Source organism: Pseudomonas sp. GT1P32 (assembly GCF_054897805.1).
Window position 1 is genome coordinate 2,580,611 of sequence record NZ_CM142704.1, and the last position, 16,296, is coordinate 2,596,906.

At 57.6% G+C, this 16,296-nt stretch carries 15 protein-coding genes; 7 read left to right on the plus strand and 8 right to left on the minus strand.

Annotation, left to right across the window (positions count from 1 at the left end; all coding sequences use genetic code 11):
• Window positions 1-268: 268 nt before the first annotated feature.
• From ACYZUC_RS11795 to ACYZUC_RS11805, 3 genes are all read right to left on the minus strand, one after another.
• Window positions 269-1,927: a cation acetate symporter gene (locus tag ACYZUC_RS11795; RefSeq protein WP_461995854.1), complete on the minus strand. Its 1,659-nt coding sequence runs from the start codon at window positions 1,925-1,927 to the stop codon at window positions 269-271.
• On the minus strand, window positions 1,924-2,235 hold the full coding sequence (locus ACYZUC_RS11800) for a DUF485 domain-containing protein (RefSeq protein WP_150630181.1): 312 nt from the start codon (window positions 2,233-2,235) through the stop codon (window positions 1,924-1,926). Before ACYZUC_RS11800 ends, ACYZUC_RS11795 begins: the two co-directional genes overlap by 4 nt.
• Window positions 2,236-2,483: 248 nt before the next feature.
• Window positions 2,484-3,335 carry a glycine betaine ABC transporter substrate-binding protein gene (locus ACYZUC_RS11805; protein WP_008026760.1) on the minus strand — a complete coding sequence of 284 codons (852 nt, stop codon included), beginning with the start codon at window positions 3,333-3,335 and terminating at the stop codon, window positions 2,484-2,486.
• A gap of 301 nt (window positions 3,336-3,636) precedes the next feature.
• On the opposite strand from ACYZUC_RS11805, the gene ACYZUC_RS11810 reads away from it, so the two are divergent.
• Entirely contained in the window at window positions 3,637-5,232 is a 1,596-nt protein-coding gene (locus ACYZUC_RS11810) for a glycoside hydrolase family 17 protein (RefSeq protein ID WP_008026761.1), read from the plus strand.
• Window positions 5,233-5,353: 121 nt separating this feature from the next.
• Here ACYZUC_RS11810 and ACYZUC_RS11815 read toward each other — a convergent pair whose 3' ends face one another.
• A complete protein-coding gene (locus tag ACYZUC_RS11815; protein ID WP_461995857.1) occupies window positions 5,354-5,722 on the minus strand; it encodes a hypothetical protein in 369 nt (122 codons plus the stop codon).
• 225 nt (window positions 5,723-5,947) lie between these two features.
• Here ACYZUC_RS11815 and ACYZUC_RS11820 point away from each other — a divergent pair, with 225 nt between their 5' ends.
• Both ACYZUC_RS11820 and ACYZUC_RS11825 read left to right on the plus strand, forming a co-directional pair.
• On the plus strand, window positions 5,948-7,246 hold the full coding sequence (locus tag ACYZUC_RS11820; RefSeq protein ID WP_461995859.1) for a serine/threonine protein kinase: 1,299 nt from the start codon (window positions 5,948-5,950) through the stop codon (window positions 7,244-7,246).
• Window positions 7,239-8,027: an MlaA family lipoprotein gene (locus ACYZUC_RS11825; RefSeq protein WP_461995861.1), complete on the plus strand. Its 789-nt coding sequence runs from the start codon at window positions 7,239-7,241 to the stop codon at window positions 8,025-8,027. The genes ACYZUC_RS11820 and ACYZUC_RS11825 overlap by 8 nt, the downstream gene beginning before the upstream one ends.
• A gap of 148 nt (window positions 8,028-8,175) precedes the next feature.
• Here ACYZUC_RS11825 and ACYZUC_RS11830 read toward each other — a convergent pair whose 3' ends face one another.
• Window positions 8,176-9,072 (minus strand): YncE family protein, encoded by an 897-nt coding sequence (locus ACYZUC_RS11830; protein WP_461995863.1) that lies wholly within the window; start codon window positions 9,070-9,072, stop codon window positions 8,176-8,178.
• Window positions 9,073-9,313: 241 nt separating this feature from the next.
• On the minus strand, window positions 9,314-10,228 hold the full coding sequence (locus ACYZUC_RS11835) for a DUF808 domain-containing protein (protein ID WP_461995864.1): 915 nt from the start codon (window positions 10,226-10,228) through the stop codon (window positions 9,314-9,316).
• 134 nt (window positions 10,229-10,362) lie between these two features.
• On the opposite strand from ACYZUC_RS11835, the gene ACYZUC_RS11840 reads away from it, so the two are divergent.
• On the plus strand, window positions 10,363-10,968 hold the full coding sequence (locus ACYZUC_RS11840) for a TetR/AcrR family transcriptional regulator (protein ID WP_008039884.1): 606 nt from the start codon (window positions 10,363-10,365) through the stop codon (window positions 10,966-10,968).
• 113 nt (window positions 10,969-11,081) lie between these two features.
• On the opposite strand, the gene ACYZUC_RS11845 is transcribed toward ACYZUC_RS11840, so the two are convergent.
• Window positions 11,082-11,540 (minus strand): REP-associated tyrosine transposase, encoded by a 459-nt coding sequence (locus ACYZUC_RS11845; RefSeq protein ID WP_461995866.1) that lies wholly within the window; start codon window positions 11,538-11,540, stop codon window positions 11,082-11,084.
• 197 nt (window positions 11,541-11,737) lie between these two features.
• Window positions 11,738-12,178 (minus strand): GlcG/HbpS family heme-binding protein, encoded by a 441-nt coding sequence (locus ACYZUC_RS11850; protein WP_461995868.1) that lies wholly within the window; start codon window positions 12,176-12,178, stop codon window positions 11,738-11,740.
• A 267-nt stretch (window positions 12,179-12,445) separates the two neighbouring features.
• Between ACYZUC_RS11850 and gcl the strand changes: the two genes are divergently transcribed.
• The 3 genes from gcl (at window position 12,446) to ACYZUC_RS11865 (ending at window position 16,178) form a co-directional block, all read left to right on the plus strand.
• The gene (gene gcl, locus ACYZUC_RS11855) at window positions 12,446-14,221 is read left to right on the plus strand and encodes a glyoxylate carboligase (protein WP_008026775.1); all 1,776 of its coding nucleotides are present in this window, start codon (window positions 12,446-12,448) and stop codon (window positions 14,219-14,221) included.
• Between the two features lie 133 nt (window positions 14,222-14,354).
• Window positions 14,355-15,137, plus strand: coding sequence for a hydroxypyruvate isomerase (gene hyi / locus ACYZUC_RS11860; RefSeq protein ID WP_192226085.1), 783 nt, complete (start codon window positions 14,355-14,357; stop codon window positions 15,135-15,137).
• Window positions 15,138-15,284: 147 nt separating this feature from the next.
• The gene (locus ACYZUC_RS11865; RefSeq protein ID WP_461995871.1) at window positions 15,285-16,178 is read left to right on the plus strand and encodes a 2-hydroxy-3-oxopropionate reductase; all 894 of its coding nucleotides are present in this window, start codon (window positions 15,285-15,287) and stop codon (window positions 16,176-16,178) included.
• Window positions 16,179-16,296: the final 118 nt, after the last annotated feature.

Here is a 16,296-nt window from a genome sequence, read left to right on the forward strand (position 1 = left end):
TTGGCGAGGGGCCGGACGCTCGGGGCGAGCCTTTTTTGCTTACTTTTTTTGGCGTTTGAAAAAAAGTGAGTCGCCGTAAGGGCGAAACCATACGTGGCCGTTACCGAAGCAATGGATATGTACGCGGTCAACAAAAGACAGGTCGGCTGTCAGGCCGCCTTCGCGGGCAAGCCTCGCTCCTACAAAAGCAATGCAGCAAAAAAAATGCCCCGATCTCTCGACCGGGGCATTCCTGTTTACCGTAACTTAAATCAACAATCCTGAAGCCTTAGTGCGAAACCGCCCCACTCGCCCCCAACCCAGTCTGCGAACGAACAAACTGCGGGAAGAACAGCGCCCGCTCATTATCCGCAGCAGTCGACTTGTCAGTAATCGAGAAGAACCAGATCCCCACAAACGCAATGGCCATGGAGAACAGCGCCGGGTATTCATACGGGAAGACCGCCTTCTCGTGACCCAGGATCTGCACCCAGATGGTTGGCCCCAGCACCATCAAACCAACAGCACTGACCAGACCCAGCCAGCCGCCGATCATCGCACCGCGAGTCGTCAGCTTCTTCCAGTACATCGAAAGCAGCAGCACCGGGAAGTTACAGCTCGCCGCGATGGAGAACGCCAGGCCCACCATGAACGCAATGTTCTGCTTCTCGAACAGAATACCCAGACCAATCGCCAGCACCGCCAGGGCGATGGTGGTGATTTTCGAGACACGAATCTCGTCTTTCTCGTTGGCCTTGCCTTTCTTGATCACGCTGGCATACAGGTCGTGAGACACCGCCGAAGCACCGGCCAGGGTCAGACCGGCAACCACTGCCAGGATGGTCGCGAACGCTACCGCCGAGATGAAGCCCAGGAAGATACTGCCACCGACCGCGTTGGCCAGATGCACCGCCGCCATGTTGTTACCGCCCAACAGTGCGCCAGCCGCATCTTTGAAGGCCGGGTTGGTGCTGACCAGCAAGATCGCGCCGAAGCCGATGATGAAGGTCAGGATGTAGAAGTAACCAATGAAGCCGGTTGCATACAGCACGCTCTTACGGGCTTCTTTTGCGTCACTCACGGTGAAGAAGCGCATCAGGATGTGTGGCAGGCCAGCGGTACCGAACATCAGAGCCAGACCCAGGGAGAACGCGGAGATCGGGTCTTTCACCAGACCGCCCGGGCTCATGATCGCCTCACCTTTAGGGTGAACCTTGATCGCCTCTGAGAACAGTGCGTTGAAGTCGAAGTTGACGTGCTTCATCACCATCAGCGCCATGAACGAGGCACCGGACAGCAACAGCACAGCCTTGATGATCTGCACCCAAGTGGTCGCCAGCATGCCGCCGAACAGCACGTACATGCACATCAGGATACCGACCAGGATCACCGCAACGTGATAGTCGAGACCGAACAGCAGCTGGATCAGCTTGCCGGCACCGACCATTTGCGCGATCAGGTAGAACGCCACCACCACCAGCGAACCGCAAGCGGACAGCGAGCGAATCTGGGTTTGCCCAAGGCGGTAGGACGCCACGTCGGCAAAGGTGTATTTACCCAGGTTACGCAGACGCTCGGCGATCAGGAACAGAATGATCGGCCAGCCCACCAGGAAGCCGATCGAGTAGATCAGGCCGTCGTAGCCGGAGGTGAACACCAGCGCGGAAATACCCAGGAAGGACGCCGCGGACATGTAGTCACCGGCAATCGCCAGACCGTTCTGGAAACCGGTGATCTTGCCGCCCGCCGCATAGTAGTCGGCCGCCGAGTTGTTTTTCTTGGAGGCCCAGTAAGTGATGCATAAAGTCGCGCCGACGAACGCCACGAACATCAGGATCGCGGCGATATTCAGCGGTTGTTTCTGCACGGCGCCGGTCAGGGCGTCAGCCGCCCAGGCGCCCGGTGCGAAGGCTGCGATGCTCAATAGAGCCATTAGACGCCGGATCATTGCTGAGCCTCCTTGAGAATCGCATTGTTCAGGTCGTCGAATTCGCCATTGGCGCGTCGAACGTAGATCCCGGTCAGGATGAAGGCCGAGAGAATCAGCCCGACACCGATCGGTATGCCCCAGGTTATCGATGACCCAGGGCTGAGTTTCGCGCCCAGAATATGCGGCCCGTAAGCGATCAAAAGGATGAAACCGGAGTAAAGCCCAAGCATGATCGCCGAAAGAATCCAGGCGAACCTTTCTCGCTTACTAACCAGCTCCTTGAAGCGCGGGCTGTTTTGAATCGAGAGGTAAATGCTGTCGTTCATTGTTTTTATCCTCGCAGCACAGATTATTGTTGGAACGGTATCCACTCTATGCGGCTGCGGGGCAGGTTCCAGACGACCTTAGTATTAGAACGACATGACAGAATCGCCATTTGTAGGAGCCAGCTTGCTGGCGATGGCGATCTTTCGGACGCCATCGCCAGCAAGCTGGCTCCTACAGAAAGCAAAAGGCCCCTTGGCAATAACGCCAAGGGGCCTCGAGAAGGGCTGAGCAACAACGTCAGCTCAAATCATTTGGTCCAGTCTGCAACGCGCTCCGGGTGCTTGGCGACCCAATCCTTCGCAGCGGCTTCAGGCTTGGCACCGTCCTGAATCGCCAGCATGACTTCGCCGATTTCGTCTTTCGACGCCCACTGGAAGTTTTTCAGGAACTTGGCCACTTCCGGTGCTTTGGTTGCCAGTTCCTTGCTGCCGATGCTGTTCACGGTTTCAGCCGCGCCATAAACGCCTTTCGGGTCTTCCAGGAAGCGCAGTTTCCACTTGGCGAACATCCAGTGCGGCACCCAACCGGTGACGGCAATGGATTCGTTTTTCTTCTCGGCACGGGTCAGCTCGGCAATCATGCCAGCGCCGGAACTGGCCTTGAGTTGGTACCCGGTCAGGTCGTAGTCCTTGATTGCCTGCTCGGTCTTGAGCATCACACCTGAACCGGCGTCGATGCCGACAATACGTTTTTTGAAGCTGTCGTCGGTTTTCAGGTCATCGAGGGTTTTAGCTTGCACGTACTCCGGCACGATCAAGCCGATTTTTGCATCCTTGAAGTTCGGGCCGTAGTCGACGACCTGATCCTTGTTCTTGGTCCAGTATTCGCCGTGAGTCACCGGCAGCCAGGCGGACAGCATGGCGTCGAGTTTGCCTGTGGCCACACCCTGCCACATGATCCCGGTAGCGACGGCTTGCAGCTTCACGTCATAACCCAGTTTCTGCTTGATCACTTCGGCCGCCACGTGGGTGGTCGCGACGCTGTCGGACCAGCCGTCAACGTAACCGATGCTCAGGGTTTTGCTCTCGGCATTGGCCATCGTGGAGCCAATCGCAAGTACCAGTGCGGCACCCGCGCCTAAAAGTCGTCGCATCTTCATCGTTACTTCCCCGAAAGTGCTGCGCTCGACGGATGCCGAGTCGCGTCAACGTATTGTTATGGTGCACTGCGCGCCCATCACGCCTCACCGCAAACTCGTACGATCATCAGCGCGTTTTATTAATGAGAACACTGACGCATCGATAATCAACCTGACGCCAACCTGAACCTGTGCTGTCAGCGACCTCAAGGCATCGAGAAACGACATCAGAACGCCATTAATCACGACCACCTGAAAGGCCTCGGGCAATCCGCCCGAACTTTGCATGTCAAAATTATGCGGGCCACCAAGCGCGGGACAAATGCGGGTAACATGCGCGGCTTTGCTCCCAGACGGCCTGACCATGCCCGCGACATCACGCTTTCCTTTTTTCGCTTATTTATTTGCCTGTCTGCTGGGGCTGTTTGCTCTCGGCGGTTTTTGGTACGGCCTCGGTAAACCGGTGATTCTGCCGGACGTGGCCAGCGCGACGCACAAACTGCAATGCGCCTCCTACACGCCGTTCGACAAGGACCAATCGCCGTTCGATCAGCCGTTCAAGTTGCGCCCCGAGCGCATGGACGCCGACCTCGCGCTGCTGGCCACCCGCTTCGAATGCATTCGCACCTATTCCATGACCGGCCTTGAAGCCTTGCCCGATCTGGCGCGCAAGCATGGTCTGAAGTTGATGATCGGTGCGTGGGTCAACAGCAACCCGGTGGACACCGAGAAAGAAGTCGACCTGCTGATCGCCTCGGCCAACGCCAACCCGGACGTGGTCACGTCGGTGATCGTCGGCAACGAAGCCCTGTTGCGCAAGGAAGTCACCGGTGCGCAATTGGCCAGGCTGATCAACAAGGTCAAAAGCCAGGTCAAGCAACCTGTCACTTATGCCGACGTCTGGGAGTTCTGGCTCAAACACCCGGAAATCGCCCCGGCGGTGGACTTCCTGACCATCCACCTGCTGCCGTACTGGGAAGACGATCCGTCGAACATCGACGCCGCGCTGCAACATGTTCGCGAAGTGCGTCAGGTGTTCGGCAACAAATTCGCGCCCAAGGACGTGATGATTGGCGAAACCGGTTGGCCGAGCGAGGGCCGTCAACGCGAAACCGCGCTGCCGAGCCGGGTCAATGAGGCCAAGTTCATTCGCAGCTTTGTGATCATGGCCGAGCAGGAAGGCTGGCACTACAACCTGATCGAAGCCTTCGACCAACCCTGGAAACGTGCCAGCGAAGGGGCCGTTGGTGGTTACTGGGGCCTGTTTGACGCCGACCGTCAGGACAAGGGCGTGCTGGCCGGTCCGGTGTCGAACGTGCCGTACTGGTCGCAATGGCTGGCGGTGGGCGGAATGATTTTCCTTGGCACGCTGATCCTTGGTGGTCGAGTACGCAGCACCCGCTCTGCGTTGGTGCTACCGCTGCTTGGCGCTTTGGCTGCCTGTTCGATTGGCGCCTGGGGCGATCTGGCACGCGTCACCACCCGGTTTACCAGTGAATGGTTGTGGGTTGCGTTGCTGACGGCTTTGAACCTGTTGGTACTGGTGCATGCAGCGCTGACACTGAGTGACCGTAGCGGCTGGCGTCAACGGGCCTTTAATGTGCTGGAGCGTCGGGCCGGCTGGTTGCTGGCAACAGCAGGTTTTGCAGCGGCGGTGATGATGCTGGAACTGGTGTTCGATCCGCGTTATCGCAGCTTTCCGAGCGTAGCTTTCATTCTGCCCGCGCTGGTCTATCTGTGCCGTCCGGTGAGCGTGCCGCGTCGTGAAATCGCGCTTCTGACCTTCATCATCGGTGCCGGCATTGCGCCGCAGCTGTATCGCGAAGGTTTGCAGAATCAGCAGGCCTGGGGCTGGGCGCTGGTGAGTGTGTTGATGGTGGCGGCGTTGTGGCGCTGTTTGCGGGTTCGCAAGGCATAATCTTCAGCGCGGCGGATACCCTCTTCGCGGGCAAGCCTCGCTCCTACGGTACTGAGTCGTCCATCAATGTTGTGAACGATCTGCTCCCGTAGGAGCGAGGCTTGCCCGCGAAGACTGACTGTCAGGCGCTACGAGACGCCCGGACCAGACGCAACCCGGCAATCACCACCGCAAACACCGCCATCGTCGTGTTGTACAACGCCAACGCCGGAAACCCGAACACCAGCGCCAACACTGCCAACCACCACCCTGCCCGCCCCGGCAACACGAAGCCGATCACGGCGGCGGCCACTGCCGCCCAACCCAACACCTGGAAATGAATCATCAGGCCCAGGTTCGAACGGACCAGGCATTCCCAGCGACTCGCCTCGTCCACGCAGAGGCCGACCCATTGCGCATCCTCCATGAAGCCATACCGCGCGCCATAACTGGCGGCCAGCCATAAAGGCAGCAAAACAAGCAGCAGAATTACCGGTAAACGGCGGGACATGAAGCACTCCAATCAGCGAAAAACGGCGGCCAGCTTAATCCCCCGGCAGCCTGACGCAAGCCTTAACAACAGTTAACTGGGCACTCAATCACTGCAAAGTGTATCGTCCAGCTACTATTACTCTGAAATTAGGCCTGATTGGTGTCGATACATGGCACTTTGGCGCAACCCCCGTGGTCATAGCCTGCGAACTTCATTCGGCACCTTTCTATAAGGGATCCAGTCATGCTCCGTTCCTTGCGCTTCGCCGCCCTGTTTAGCGGCCTTATCTTGAGTGCGTCCGCACTGGCGGTCGATATCGACGCCGCCAGTTATGGCTATCCCTTGACCAACCCGTTCGAGGCGACCATCGCCACGACGCCGCCGGACCTGCGTCCGGAGTTGCCGCTGGACGATGACATCGACCAGGAAACCCGCACCGTCACGTTGCGCCCGGAGCGTGAGTTCGAACTGCCGGACAACTTCTGGCCAGTGAAGAAGCTGACCTACCGCATCGCCACCCAGGACAAAGCCGCCCCACTGATCTTCCTGATCGCCGGCACCGGTGCGCGCTTTGACAGCAGCCTTAACGAATACCTGAAAAAACTCTACTACAAGGCTGGTTACCACGTGGTGCAGCTGTCGTCGCCCACCAGCTTCGACTTCATGAGCGCCGCTTCACGCTTTGCCACACCGGGTATCACCAAGGATGACGCGGAAGACATGTACCGGGTGATGCAGGCCGTGCGGGCGCAAAACCCGAAACTGCCAGTCACCGATTACTACCTGACCGGCTACAGCCTGGGGGCGCTGGATGCGGCATTTGTCGCGCACCTGGATGAAACCCGCCGCAGCTTCAACTTCAAGAAAGTCTTGCTGCTGAACCCGCCGGTGAACCTCTACACCTCGATCACCAACCTCGACAAGCTGGTCCAGACAGAGGTCAAGGGCATCACCAACTCCACCACGTTCTATGAACTGGTACTGAACAAACTGACCCGCTACTTCCAGCAGAAAGGCTACATCGACCTCAACGATGCCCTGCTCTACGACTTCCAGCAGTCCAAGCAGCACCTGACCAACGAACAGATGGCCATGCTGATCGGCACGTCGTTCCGCTTCTCGGCGGCCGACATCGCTTTCACCTCGGACCTGATCAACCGTCGCGGCCTGATCACTCCGCCGAAAACGCCCATCACCGAAGGCACCAGCCTCACGCCGTACCTCAAGCGTGCACTGCAGTGCGACTTCGACTGCTACATCACCGAACAAGTGATCCCGATGTGGCGCGCGCGCACTGACGGCGGCAGCCTGCTGCAACTGATCGACCAGGTCAGCCTGTATGCCCTGAAGGATTACCTGCACGACAGCCCGAAAATCGCGGTCATGCACAATGCCGACGACGTGATCCTCGGCCCGGGCGACCTCGGTTTCCTGCGCAAGACCTTCGGTGATCGCTTGACTGTTTATCCACTGGGCGGCCACTGCGGCAACCTTAACTATCGCGTCAACAGCGACGCCATGCTGGAGTTCTTCCGTGGCTAAATACCTCCTGCTTATCGCAGCGTTACTCTGTGCAGGCGTCGCCAATGCCGACAACAGCAAAGCCAACGCCCCGGTGGTCGTCGACAGTGACGGCTTCAAGGAGCCACTGAGCAAACTCAAGTTCAACCCGGGCCTGGACCAGCGCGAATTCGAGCGCTCGACACTCAGCGCGCTGGCCGTCTACGACCCGCTGGAAGAGTGGAACCGCCGGGTGTACCACTTCAACTACCGCTTCGACCAATGGGTGTTCCTGCCGGTGGTCGATGGTTATCGCTACATCACGCCGAGCTTCCTGCGCACCGGCGTCAGCAACTTCTTCAACAACCTCGGCGACGTACCGAACCTGCTCAACAGCCTGTTGCAGTTCAAGGGTCAGCGTTCGATGGAAACCACCGCGCGCCTGCTGCTCAACACCACCATCGGCATCGCCGGTCTGTGGGACCCGGCCACCGCCATGGGCCTGCCGCGCCAGAGCGAAGACTTCGGCCAGACGCTCGGTTTCTACGGCGTACCGGGCGGCGCCTACTTCGTGCTGCCGATCCTCGGCCCATCCAACATCCGTGACACCGGCGGCCTGGCCGTAGACTTCACCGCCGAGTCGGCGATTAACTTCCTGAACGTCTCCGAAGTCAGTTCCAACCATCCGGAAATCTGGGTGTTGCGCAGCATCGACAAGCGCCACCAGACCAGCTTCCGCTACGGCCAACTGAACTCGCCGTTCGAATACGAAAAGGTGCGTTACGTGTACACCGAGTCGCGCAAGTTGCAGATTGCCGAGTAATTCATCGGCAACAAAAAAGGCCATTCGATGTGAATCGAATGGCCTTTTATTTGGTTCTTCACGAAATTCCAAGAAACTACATCACCCGCCAAACAAAACACAGCCCCAACCGGAAACATGCAACATCAAGCTATAATAACTACGAACATCACACCCTTTCCCACAGCAGCTCAAACACTTTAAATCGTGAACCTTCACGAATACAAATATATTTATCATTATTCGTAATAGCTACCTGCCCTGCCCGACCCACATCAATCTCCAAAACCTTTTCAACCTCACTAGCCACATCATACACGAACATCAATCTCGGCCCACCATCAACTACAAAGGCGAGTGAACCTGTTGAATCAATAGCAACATCCTGAATGTGATAGATATCACTTATCCGAACAACAATATTATTGGTATTAAGATCGACTGCACTGACGCCATTCCCATTTACGTCTCGCCCCACATATACACGCGAACGAGCCGAATCAACAGTGACGACTTTAGCGTAGGCGAGATAATCAGATTCCAATACAACGCTCACTTTCCAGCGCTTCAAATCTAAAGCAAGAAGTGCTTCTGGCCCCGAGATATAAGCAATTTTATTATCTAGCAAAGCAAAAGCACTGTTCCCATTCAGGATTGGAAGACTGTTTACAACCTCACCATTCTCAAAATCAATTTTATCGAAGCGGCCATTTGATGCAGCATATACATGACGACGATCTTCACCGGCTACTACTTTTACATCCCACGGTTTAGATTCCCATTCAATGCGCCTACTTTCAGTCCAGCGATCAGTAAAAACCTCAACAATAGAATCAGCTTCAAGAACCACATACAGATAGAAACCATCCTTACTAAACGATAATGCGGTGGGGCGAACTTCAAAAGAAATGGCTTCTGAGATCACGCCTGTATAGATGTCAACTATCGATACCTTTGTATTTCCACGACATACCGCGGCAAACTTACCGTCTGGACTGATTTTCATATCATGAATACTTTCACCAAAATCAACATCATGCAAAAGTTTCAAATTAATATTTGACATAGCGACTCCCTCAAGGCCAACCTTATTTAGTGACTTCAGCCACACTTAACCATATAACTCTAAATTTTGAGGTTTTACACCTGTTATAAATAACAGTAAAGACAAGCGGCTGTGTAAATTAGCGACTGAAATTGGGTCGCCGGTAGAACGAAATAATTTCGCGAGGATGTCAGATCATCAAATACAAATCTAAAAAAGGCCATTTGATTCGCATCAAATGGCCTTTTTTGCTTCTAACCAATTAGCTTCGGGCTGATCGCCACATCCTGCCGAGCACCATGACGCAGGCCAACACTGCCGCCCCCGCGACAATCCCCGCCACGGCATTCAGCAACATCGGCACGATAAATCCGACGCCGCCCGCGCTCGAACTCACGCCTTCGATCCAGTGATGAACCACCGGCACGCCGTGAGTGAGAATCCCGCCGCCGACCAGGAACATCGCCGCCGTCCCGATCACCGACAGGCTTTTCATCATGTACGGTGCCGCACGCAGAATCCCGCCGCCGATGCTTTTGGCCATCTGCCCAGGCTTCTGGGTCAGCCACAGGCCCAGGTCATCGAGCTTGACGATGCCGGCTACCAGGCCGTAGACGCCGATGGTCATGACAATGGCGATGCCCGACAGCACGATGACTTGCTGGGTCAGCGACGCATCGGCCACGGTGCCGAGGGTGATGGCGATGATTTCGGCCGAAAGAATGAAGTCGGTACGGATGGCGCCCTTGATCTTGTCCTGCTCGAACGCCACCAGATCGACCGCCGGATTCGCCACCGCTTCGACAAGCTCGGCATGCTCGACCTGGTCTTCAGCCTTGCCGTGCAGGAATTTGTGCGCGAGTTTTTCGAAACCTTCGAAACACAGGTAGGCGCCGCCGACCATCAGCAACGGCGTGACCAGCCACGGAATGAATGCACTGATCGCCAGCGCAGACGGCACCAGAATCAGTTTGTTGAGAAACGAGCCCTTTGCCACCGCCCAAACGACCGGGATTTCCCGTTCGGCACGTACGCCGCTGACCTGCTGAGCATTGAGCGCCAGATCGTCACCGAGCACACCGGCGGTTTTCTTGGCGGCCATTTTGGTCATCAACGCCACATCGTCGAGTACCGCGGCAATGTCGTCGATCAGCAACAGTAAACTGCTTCCTGCCATGAATCAGGTGTCCTTCTGGAATGAATGCTGCGCAGCATAGCGCGGCCGAGCGCCACACGGGGCATTCTTGAGCCCCGCGCGAGGCCGGTGCTACCATGCGCAACCGCCAGAACAGGCAAGGAACCACCTGGTTTATGAGCACTATCCGCGAGCGCAACAAAGAACTGATCCTGCGTGCCGCCAGTGAAGAATTTGCCGACAAGGGCTTCGCTGCGACCAAAACCAGTGACATCGCAGCCAAGGCGGGATTGCCCAAGCCCAACGTCTACTACTACTTCAAATCCAAGGAGAACCTCTACCGCGAGGTTCTGGAAAGCATCATCGAGCCGATTCTGCAGGCCTCGACGCCGTTCAACGCCGATGGCGTGCCCAGTGAAGTGCTGAGCGGCTACATTCGCTCGAAGATCCGCATCTCCCGCGATTTGCCCTTCGCCTCCAAGGTGTTCGCCAGCGAAATCATGCACGGCGCCCCGCACCTGAGCGCCGACCTGGTCGAACAACTGAACAGCCAGGCGAAACACAATATCGACTGCATCCAGACCTGGATCGACCGCGGGCAGATCGCCCCCATCGACCCCAACCACTTGATGTTCAGCATCTGGGCCGCGACCCAGACCTACGCCGACTTTGACTGGCAGATCACTGCCATCACTGGCAAGGCCAAGCTGGATGAAGAGGATTACGAAGCGGCGGCGCAGACGATTATCCGGTTGGTGCTTAAAGGGTGTGAGCCAGACTGAAGGACCGTGGCGCCCCCTTCGCGAGCAAGCCCGCTCCCACAGGGGATTTGTGTACGACTCAGGTCCATTGTGGGAGCGGGCTTGCTCGCGAAGGAGGCGATTCGGTCCTACGATCAAACCCAGATCGCATCCCACAACGGATAGTTGCCAAGCTTTTCGACCAGCCCCGCCCGCAATGGGTTGGCGACAACATACCGAGCAAGCTTCACCAAATCCTCCTCACGGCGCAAAGCATGATCATGAAAGCTCTGCTGCCAAAGGCTGCCCGTCCTGCCCGTGGCAGCATTGATTGTTCGAGTACTCAGTGATTTTGTCTGACACATCAACTGGCCCAGTGACCCTTTTTGCAATTGGATCAGCCAGTGAAAATGATCGGGCATGACAACAAAGGCCAAGGAGTCAGCAAACCCTTGCACCTGTGCTTGTTTGAATTGGTGTACGACCAATCTTCCCAAGGTGTAATCCCTGAAAACAGGCTCGCGTCTCAGGGTATTGGCGGTTAGAAGATAGATGCGGTTTTGTTCGGCAAACCGACCGATGCGCAGTCGGTGTGAAGCTGACAGGTCAGGCATTCCTTTGCCTCTCTCAATATGGATTCATGAGAAGGCTAGGCCAGTGAACTGAAGCCTGACTGACAGACTTTTAGCTGGATGTGTCTGGGAGATTGCTTTCGCGAGCAAGCCCGCTCCCACATTGGTTTTGTGTACGACTCAGATCCATTGTGAGAGCGGGCTTGCTCGCGAAAGCGGCAGATCAATCAATAAAGATCCTAAGCACTCACCCCCGCGTCCGCCCTTAGCCCCAGCGCCTCGATGGCATTGATCGCACACTGCTCATCAACATCCGACAAATCCCCGCTGATGCCCACAGCTCCCAACACATTCCCGTCCTGATCCCGAATCAACACACCGCCCGGTGCCGGCACCACGCTGCCCTGCCCCAGGCTGTTCAACGCCGCGATAAACGCCGGGCGTTGCTGGGCGTCCAGCGCCAGCAGGCGTGAGCCTTTGCCCAGCGCAATGGCGCCCCAGGCTTTGCCAATGGCGATTTGCGGGCGCAGCAGGCTGGCGCCGTCTTCGCGTTGCAGCGAGAGCAGATGCCCGCCGGCATCCAGCACGGCGATGGTCAAAGGGGCCGCGTTGATTGCACGCGCGGCGGAGATGGCCTGACTGGTCAGGTTGACTGCCACTTTCAAGGTTAAAGCGCTCATGGTGCCGTCCTCATTTTGTTATAGGGAAAGCGGAAGGACTGCGCGCCTGCGCCGCAGCCCGATGCAACAAATAGAACACAATGAGTTATTTTTTTGTATACAATAATTATCGAAAAGCGCCACATGCGACGAAAAGCCACAGCAGAACAGGCTTCCGACGAATGAAACAGTCGCTTGAGAAAATGGATTGACCTGCGCCGTCCGCCGTGAATACACTCTGCGCAAAGCCACTTGTATACAATTACAAAACGTAAGAGGCACAAAACCATGAGCAAAATGAGAGCAATCGAAGCCGCCGTTCTGGTGATGCGCCGTGAAGGGGTTGATACCGCTTTTGGCATCCCCGGTGCCGCCATCAACCCGCTGTACTCCGCCCTGCAAAAGGTCGGCGGCATCGATCACGTCCTCGCTCGACACGTTGAAGGCGCGTCGCACATGGCCGAGGGCTACACCCGCACCAAGGCCGGCAACATCGGCGTGTGCATCGGCACTTCGGGACCTGCCGGTACTGACATGGTCACCGGGCTCTACAGCGCCTCGGCCGACTCGATCCCGATTCTGTGCATCACCGGGCAAGCACCCCGCGCCCGTATGCACAAGGAAGACTTCCAGGCTGTCGACATCACCACCATCGTCAAGCCAGTGACCAAGTGGGCAACCACGGTCATGGAACCGGGCCAGGTACCGTATGCGTTCCAGAAAGCCTTCTACGAAATGCGCTCCGGCCGTCCAGGCCCAGTGCTGATCGACCTGCCGTTCGACGTGCAGATGGCCGAAATCGAATTCGACATCGACGCCTACGAACCGCTGCCACTGGCCAAGCCAACCGCTAACCGCGTGCAAATCGAGAAGGCCCTGGCCATGCTCGATCAGGCCGAGCGTCCATTGCTGGTCGCCGGTGGCGGCATCATCAATGCCGACGCCAGCGAGTTGCTGGTGGAATTCGCCGAGCTGACCGGCATTCCGGTGATCCCGACCCTGATGGGCTGGGGCACGATCCCGGACGATCACCCGCTGATGGTCGGTATGGTGGGCCTGCAGACTTCGCACCGTTATGGCAACGCCACCCTGCTGAAGTCCGATGTGGTACTGGGCGTCGGTAACCGTTGGGCCAACCGCCACACCGGTTCGATCGACGTGTACACCGAAGGCCGCAAGTTCATTCACGTTGACATCGAGCCGACGCAAATCGGCCGCGTGTTCAACCCGGACCTGGGCATCGTCTCCGACGCCGCTGCCGCGCTGACCGTGTTCATCGAAGTCGCTCGCGAATGGCAAGCCGCCGGCAAGCTGAAAAACCGCAGCGCCTGGCTGCAAGACTGCCAGCAGCGCAAAGCCAGCCTGCAACGCAAGACGCACTTCGATAACGTGCCGGTCAAACCGCAACGCGTTTACGAAGAGATGAACCAGGTGTTCGGCAAAGACACCTGCTACGTCAGCACCATCGGTCTGTCGCAGATTGCCGGCGCGCAGTTCCTGCACGTCTACAAGCCGCGTCACTGGATCAACTGCGGTCAGGCCGGCCCGCTGGGCTGGACGATTCCGGCGGCACTGGGCGTGGTCAAGGCCGACCCGAACCGCAAGGTTGTGGCGCTGTCGGGCGACTATGACTTCCAGTTCATGATCGAAGAATTGGCGGTGGGCGCGCAGTTCAAGCTGCCGTACATCCACGTTGTGGTAAACAATTCGTACCTGGGGCTGATTCGTCAGGCCCAGCGCGGTTTCGACATGGACTACTGCGTGCAGCTGTCCTTCGATAACCTGAACGCTCCGGAACTCAACGGTTACGGTGTCGACCACGTCGCGGTTGCCGAAGGCCTCGGTTGCAAGGCGCTGCGTGTGTTCGAACCGGCTCAGATCCAGCCAGCACTGCGCAGGGCCCAGGAGCTGATCGAAGAGTTCAAGGTGCCGGTGATCGTCGAGATTATTCTGGAGCGCGTGACCAACATTTCCATGGGCACCGAGATCAACGCCGTCAACGAATTCGAAGACCTGGCGCTGGTCGGCAACGATGCGCCGACCGCGATTTCGCTGCTCGATTAACAGCTGACCGTCTCCCTTGTAGGAGCCAGCTTGCTGGCGATAGCGGTATATCAATCGACATTGATGTGACTGACACACCGCATCGCCAGCAAGCTGGCTCCTACAGGGGGCCATACATTTACGGGAGACCACCATGCCGCGTTTCGCAGCCAACCTGTCCATGCTGTTCACCGAACAGGATTTTCTCGCCCGTTTCGAAGCGGCCGCCAAGGCCGGCTTCAGTGGTGTCGAGTACCTGTTTCCTTACGACTTCAGCTCCGCCGAGATCAAGGCCAAGCTCGACGCCAACGGTCTGACCCAGGTGTTGTTCAACCTGCCGGCCGGTGACTGGGCCAAGGGCGAACGCGGTATCGCGTGCCTGCCGGACCGGGTTGAAGAATTCCGCGCCGGGGTCGATCTGGCGATCGCCTACGCACAAGTGCTGGGCAACACCCAGGTCAACTGCCTGGCCGGTATTCGTCCACAAGGCGTCGACGATGCCACCGTGGAAAAAACCTTTGTCGCCAACCTCAAGTACGCGGCCGACAAGCTGCAAGCGGCGGGCATCAAACTGGTGATGGAAGCGATCAACACCCGCGACATCCCGGGTTTCTACCTGAACAACACGGCGCAAGCCCTGTCGATTCGCGAGCAGGTCGGCAGCGCCAATCTGTTCCTGCAATACGACATCTATCACATGCAAATCATGGAAGGCGACCTGGCCCGCACCCTGCAATCGCACCTCAGTGAAATCAATCACGTGCAATTGGCGGACAACCCGGGGCGCAACGAACCAGGCACCGGTGAAATCAATTACCGCTTCCTGTTCGAACACCTCGACCGGATTGGTTATCAGGGCTGGGTCGGTTGCGAGTACAAGCCACTGACCACCACCGAAGCAGGTCTGGGCTGGCTGAAAACCCATAACGCGATCTGATCGAAAACCGCGTCATCGTTCTTCGCGGGCAAGCCTCGCTCCTACGAACAACCCTGCCCCTGTAGGAGCGAGGCTTGCCCGCGAAGGCGCCCTCGCTGACACCCACGAATTTTGCGAACAGAGCAATAAAAACAAGAGGAATTTCTCATGGCTAAAATCGGATTTATCGGCACCGGCATCATGGGCCACCCAATGGCGTTGAACCTGCAGAAAGCCGGTCACAGCCTGTTCCTGTCGGCGCACCACGATGCCGCGCCTGCCGACCTGATCGCCGGTGGCGCTGTTGCGCTGGCGAACCCGAAAGAAGTCGCGCAAGAAGCTGAATTCATCATCGTCATGGTGCCGGATACCCCGCAGGTCGATGACGTGCTGTTCCGCACCGACGGCATTGCGGCCGGTGTCGGCAAAGGCAAAATCGTCATCGACATGAGCTCGATCTCGCCCACCGCCACCAAAGCTTTTGCTGCCAAGATCAACGAAAAAGGCGCGCAGTACCTCGACGCGCCGGTGTCCGGCGGTGAAGTCGGCGCCAAGGCTGCGACCCTTAGCATCATGGTCGGCGGCGATGCCGATGCCTTCGAACGCGCCTTGCCGCTGTTCCAGGCGATGGGCAAGAACATCACCCTGGTGGGCGGTAACGGCGACGGTCAAACCGCGAAAGTGGCAAACCAGATCATCGTCGCGCTGAACATTCAGGCCGTTGCCGAAGCCCTGCTGTTCGCTTCGAAAAACGGTGCCGATCCAGCCAAGGTGCGTGAAGCGCTGATGGGCGGTTTCGCTTCGTCGAAAATCCTCGAAGTGCATGGCGAGCGCATGATCAAAGGCACCTTCGATCCAGGTTTCCGCATCAGCCTGCACCAGAAGGACCTGAACCTGGCCCTGCAAGGCGCCAAAGAGCTGAACATCAACCTGCCGAACACCGCCAACGCCCAGCAAGTGTTCAGCACCTGCGCGGCCATCGGTGGCAGCAACTGGGACCACTCGGCGCTGATCAAAGGCCTGGAACACATGGCGAATTTCTCGATTCGCGATAAGCAGTAAGCCATTGCTCCCTGTAGGAGCGAGGCTTGCCCGCGAAGGGAGCGCCTCGGTGCAGCAGAAACACCGTGGTGTCCGGTTCGCGGGCAAGCCTCGCTCCTACAGGGGCAAATAGTTTTCC

Bases quoted from the DNA above. Each gene is read 5' to 3' on its own strand.
- ACYZUC_RS11805 (WP_008026760.1), bottom strand. From the start codon at position 3,335: ATGAAGATGCGACGACTTTTAGGCGCGGGTGCCGCACTGGTACTTGCG.
- ACYZUC_RS11820 (WP_461995859.1), top strand. From the start codon at position 5,948: ATGCTCCGTTCCTTGCGCTTCGCCGCCCTGTTTAGCGGCCTTATCTTG.
- ACYZUC_RS11840 (WP_008039884.1), top strand. From the start codon at position 10,363: ATGAGCACTATCCGCGAGCGCAACAAAGAACTGATCCTGCGTGCCGCC.
- ACYZUC_RS11845 (WP_461995866.1), bottom strand. From the start codon at position 11,540: ATGCCTGACCTGTCAGCTTCACACCGACTGCGCATCGGTCGGTTTGCC.
- ACYZUC_RS11815 (WP_461995857.1), bottom strand. From the start codon at position 5,722: ATGTCCCGCCGTTTACCGGTAATTCTGCTGCTTGTTTTGCTGCCTTTA.
- gcl (WP_008026775.1), top strand. From the start codon at position 12,446: ATGAGCAAAATGAGAGCAATCGAAGCCGCCGTTCTGGTGATGCGCCGT.
- ACYZUC_RS11835 (WP_461995864.1), bottom strand. From the start codon at position 10,228: ATGGCAGGAAGCAGTTTACTGTTGCTGATCGACGACATTGCCGCGGTA.
- ACYZUC_RS11810 (WP_008026761.1), top strand. From the start codon at position 3,637: ATGCGGGTAACATGCGCGGCTTTGCTCCCAGACGGCCTGACCATGCCC.
- ACYZUC_RS11830 (WP_461995863.1), bottom strand. From the start codon at position 9,072: ATGTCAAATATTAATTTGAAACTTTTGCATGATGTTGATTTTGGTGAA.
- ACYZUC_RS11865 (WP_461995871.1), top strand. From the start codon at position 15,285: ATGGCTAAAATCGGATTTATCGGCACCGGCATCATGGGCCACCCAATG.
- hyi (WP_192226085.1), top strand. From the start codon at position 14,355: ATGCCGCGTTTCGCAGCCAACCTGTCCATGCTGTTCACCGAACAGGAT.
- ACYZUC_RS11795 (WP_461995854.1), bottom strand. From the start codon at position 1,927: ATGATCCGGCGTCTAATGGCTCTATTGAGCATCGCAGCCTTCGCACCG.
- ACYZUC_RS11850 (WP_461995868.1), bottom strand. From the start codon at position 12,178: ATGAGCGCTTTAACCTTGAAAGTGGCAGTCAACCTGACCAGTCAGGCC.
- ACYZUC_RS11800 (WP_150630181.1), bottom strand. From the start codon at position 2,235: ATGAACGACAGCATTTACCTCTCGATTCAAAACAGCCCGCGCTTCAAG.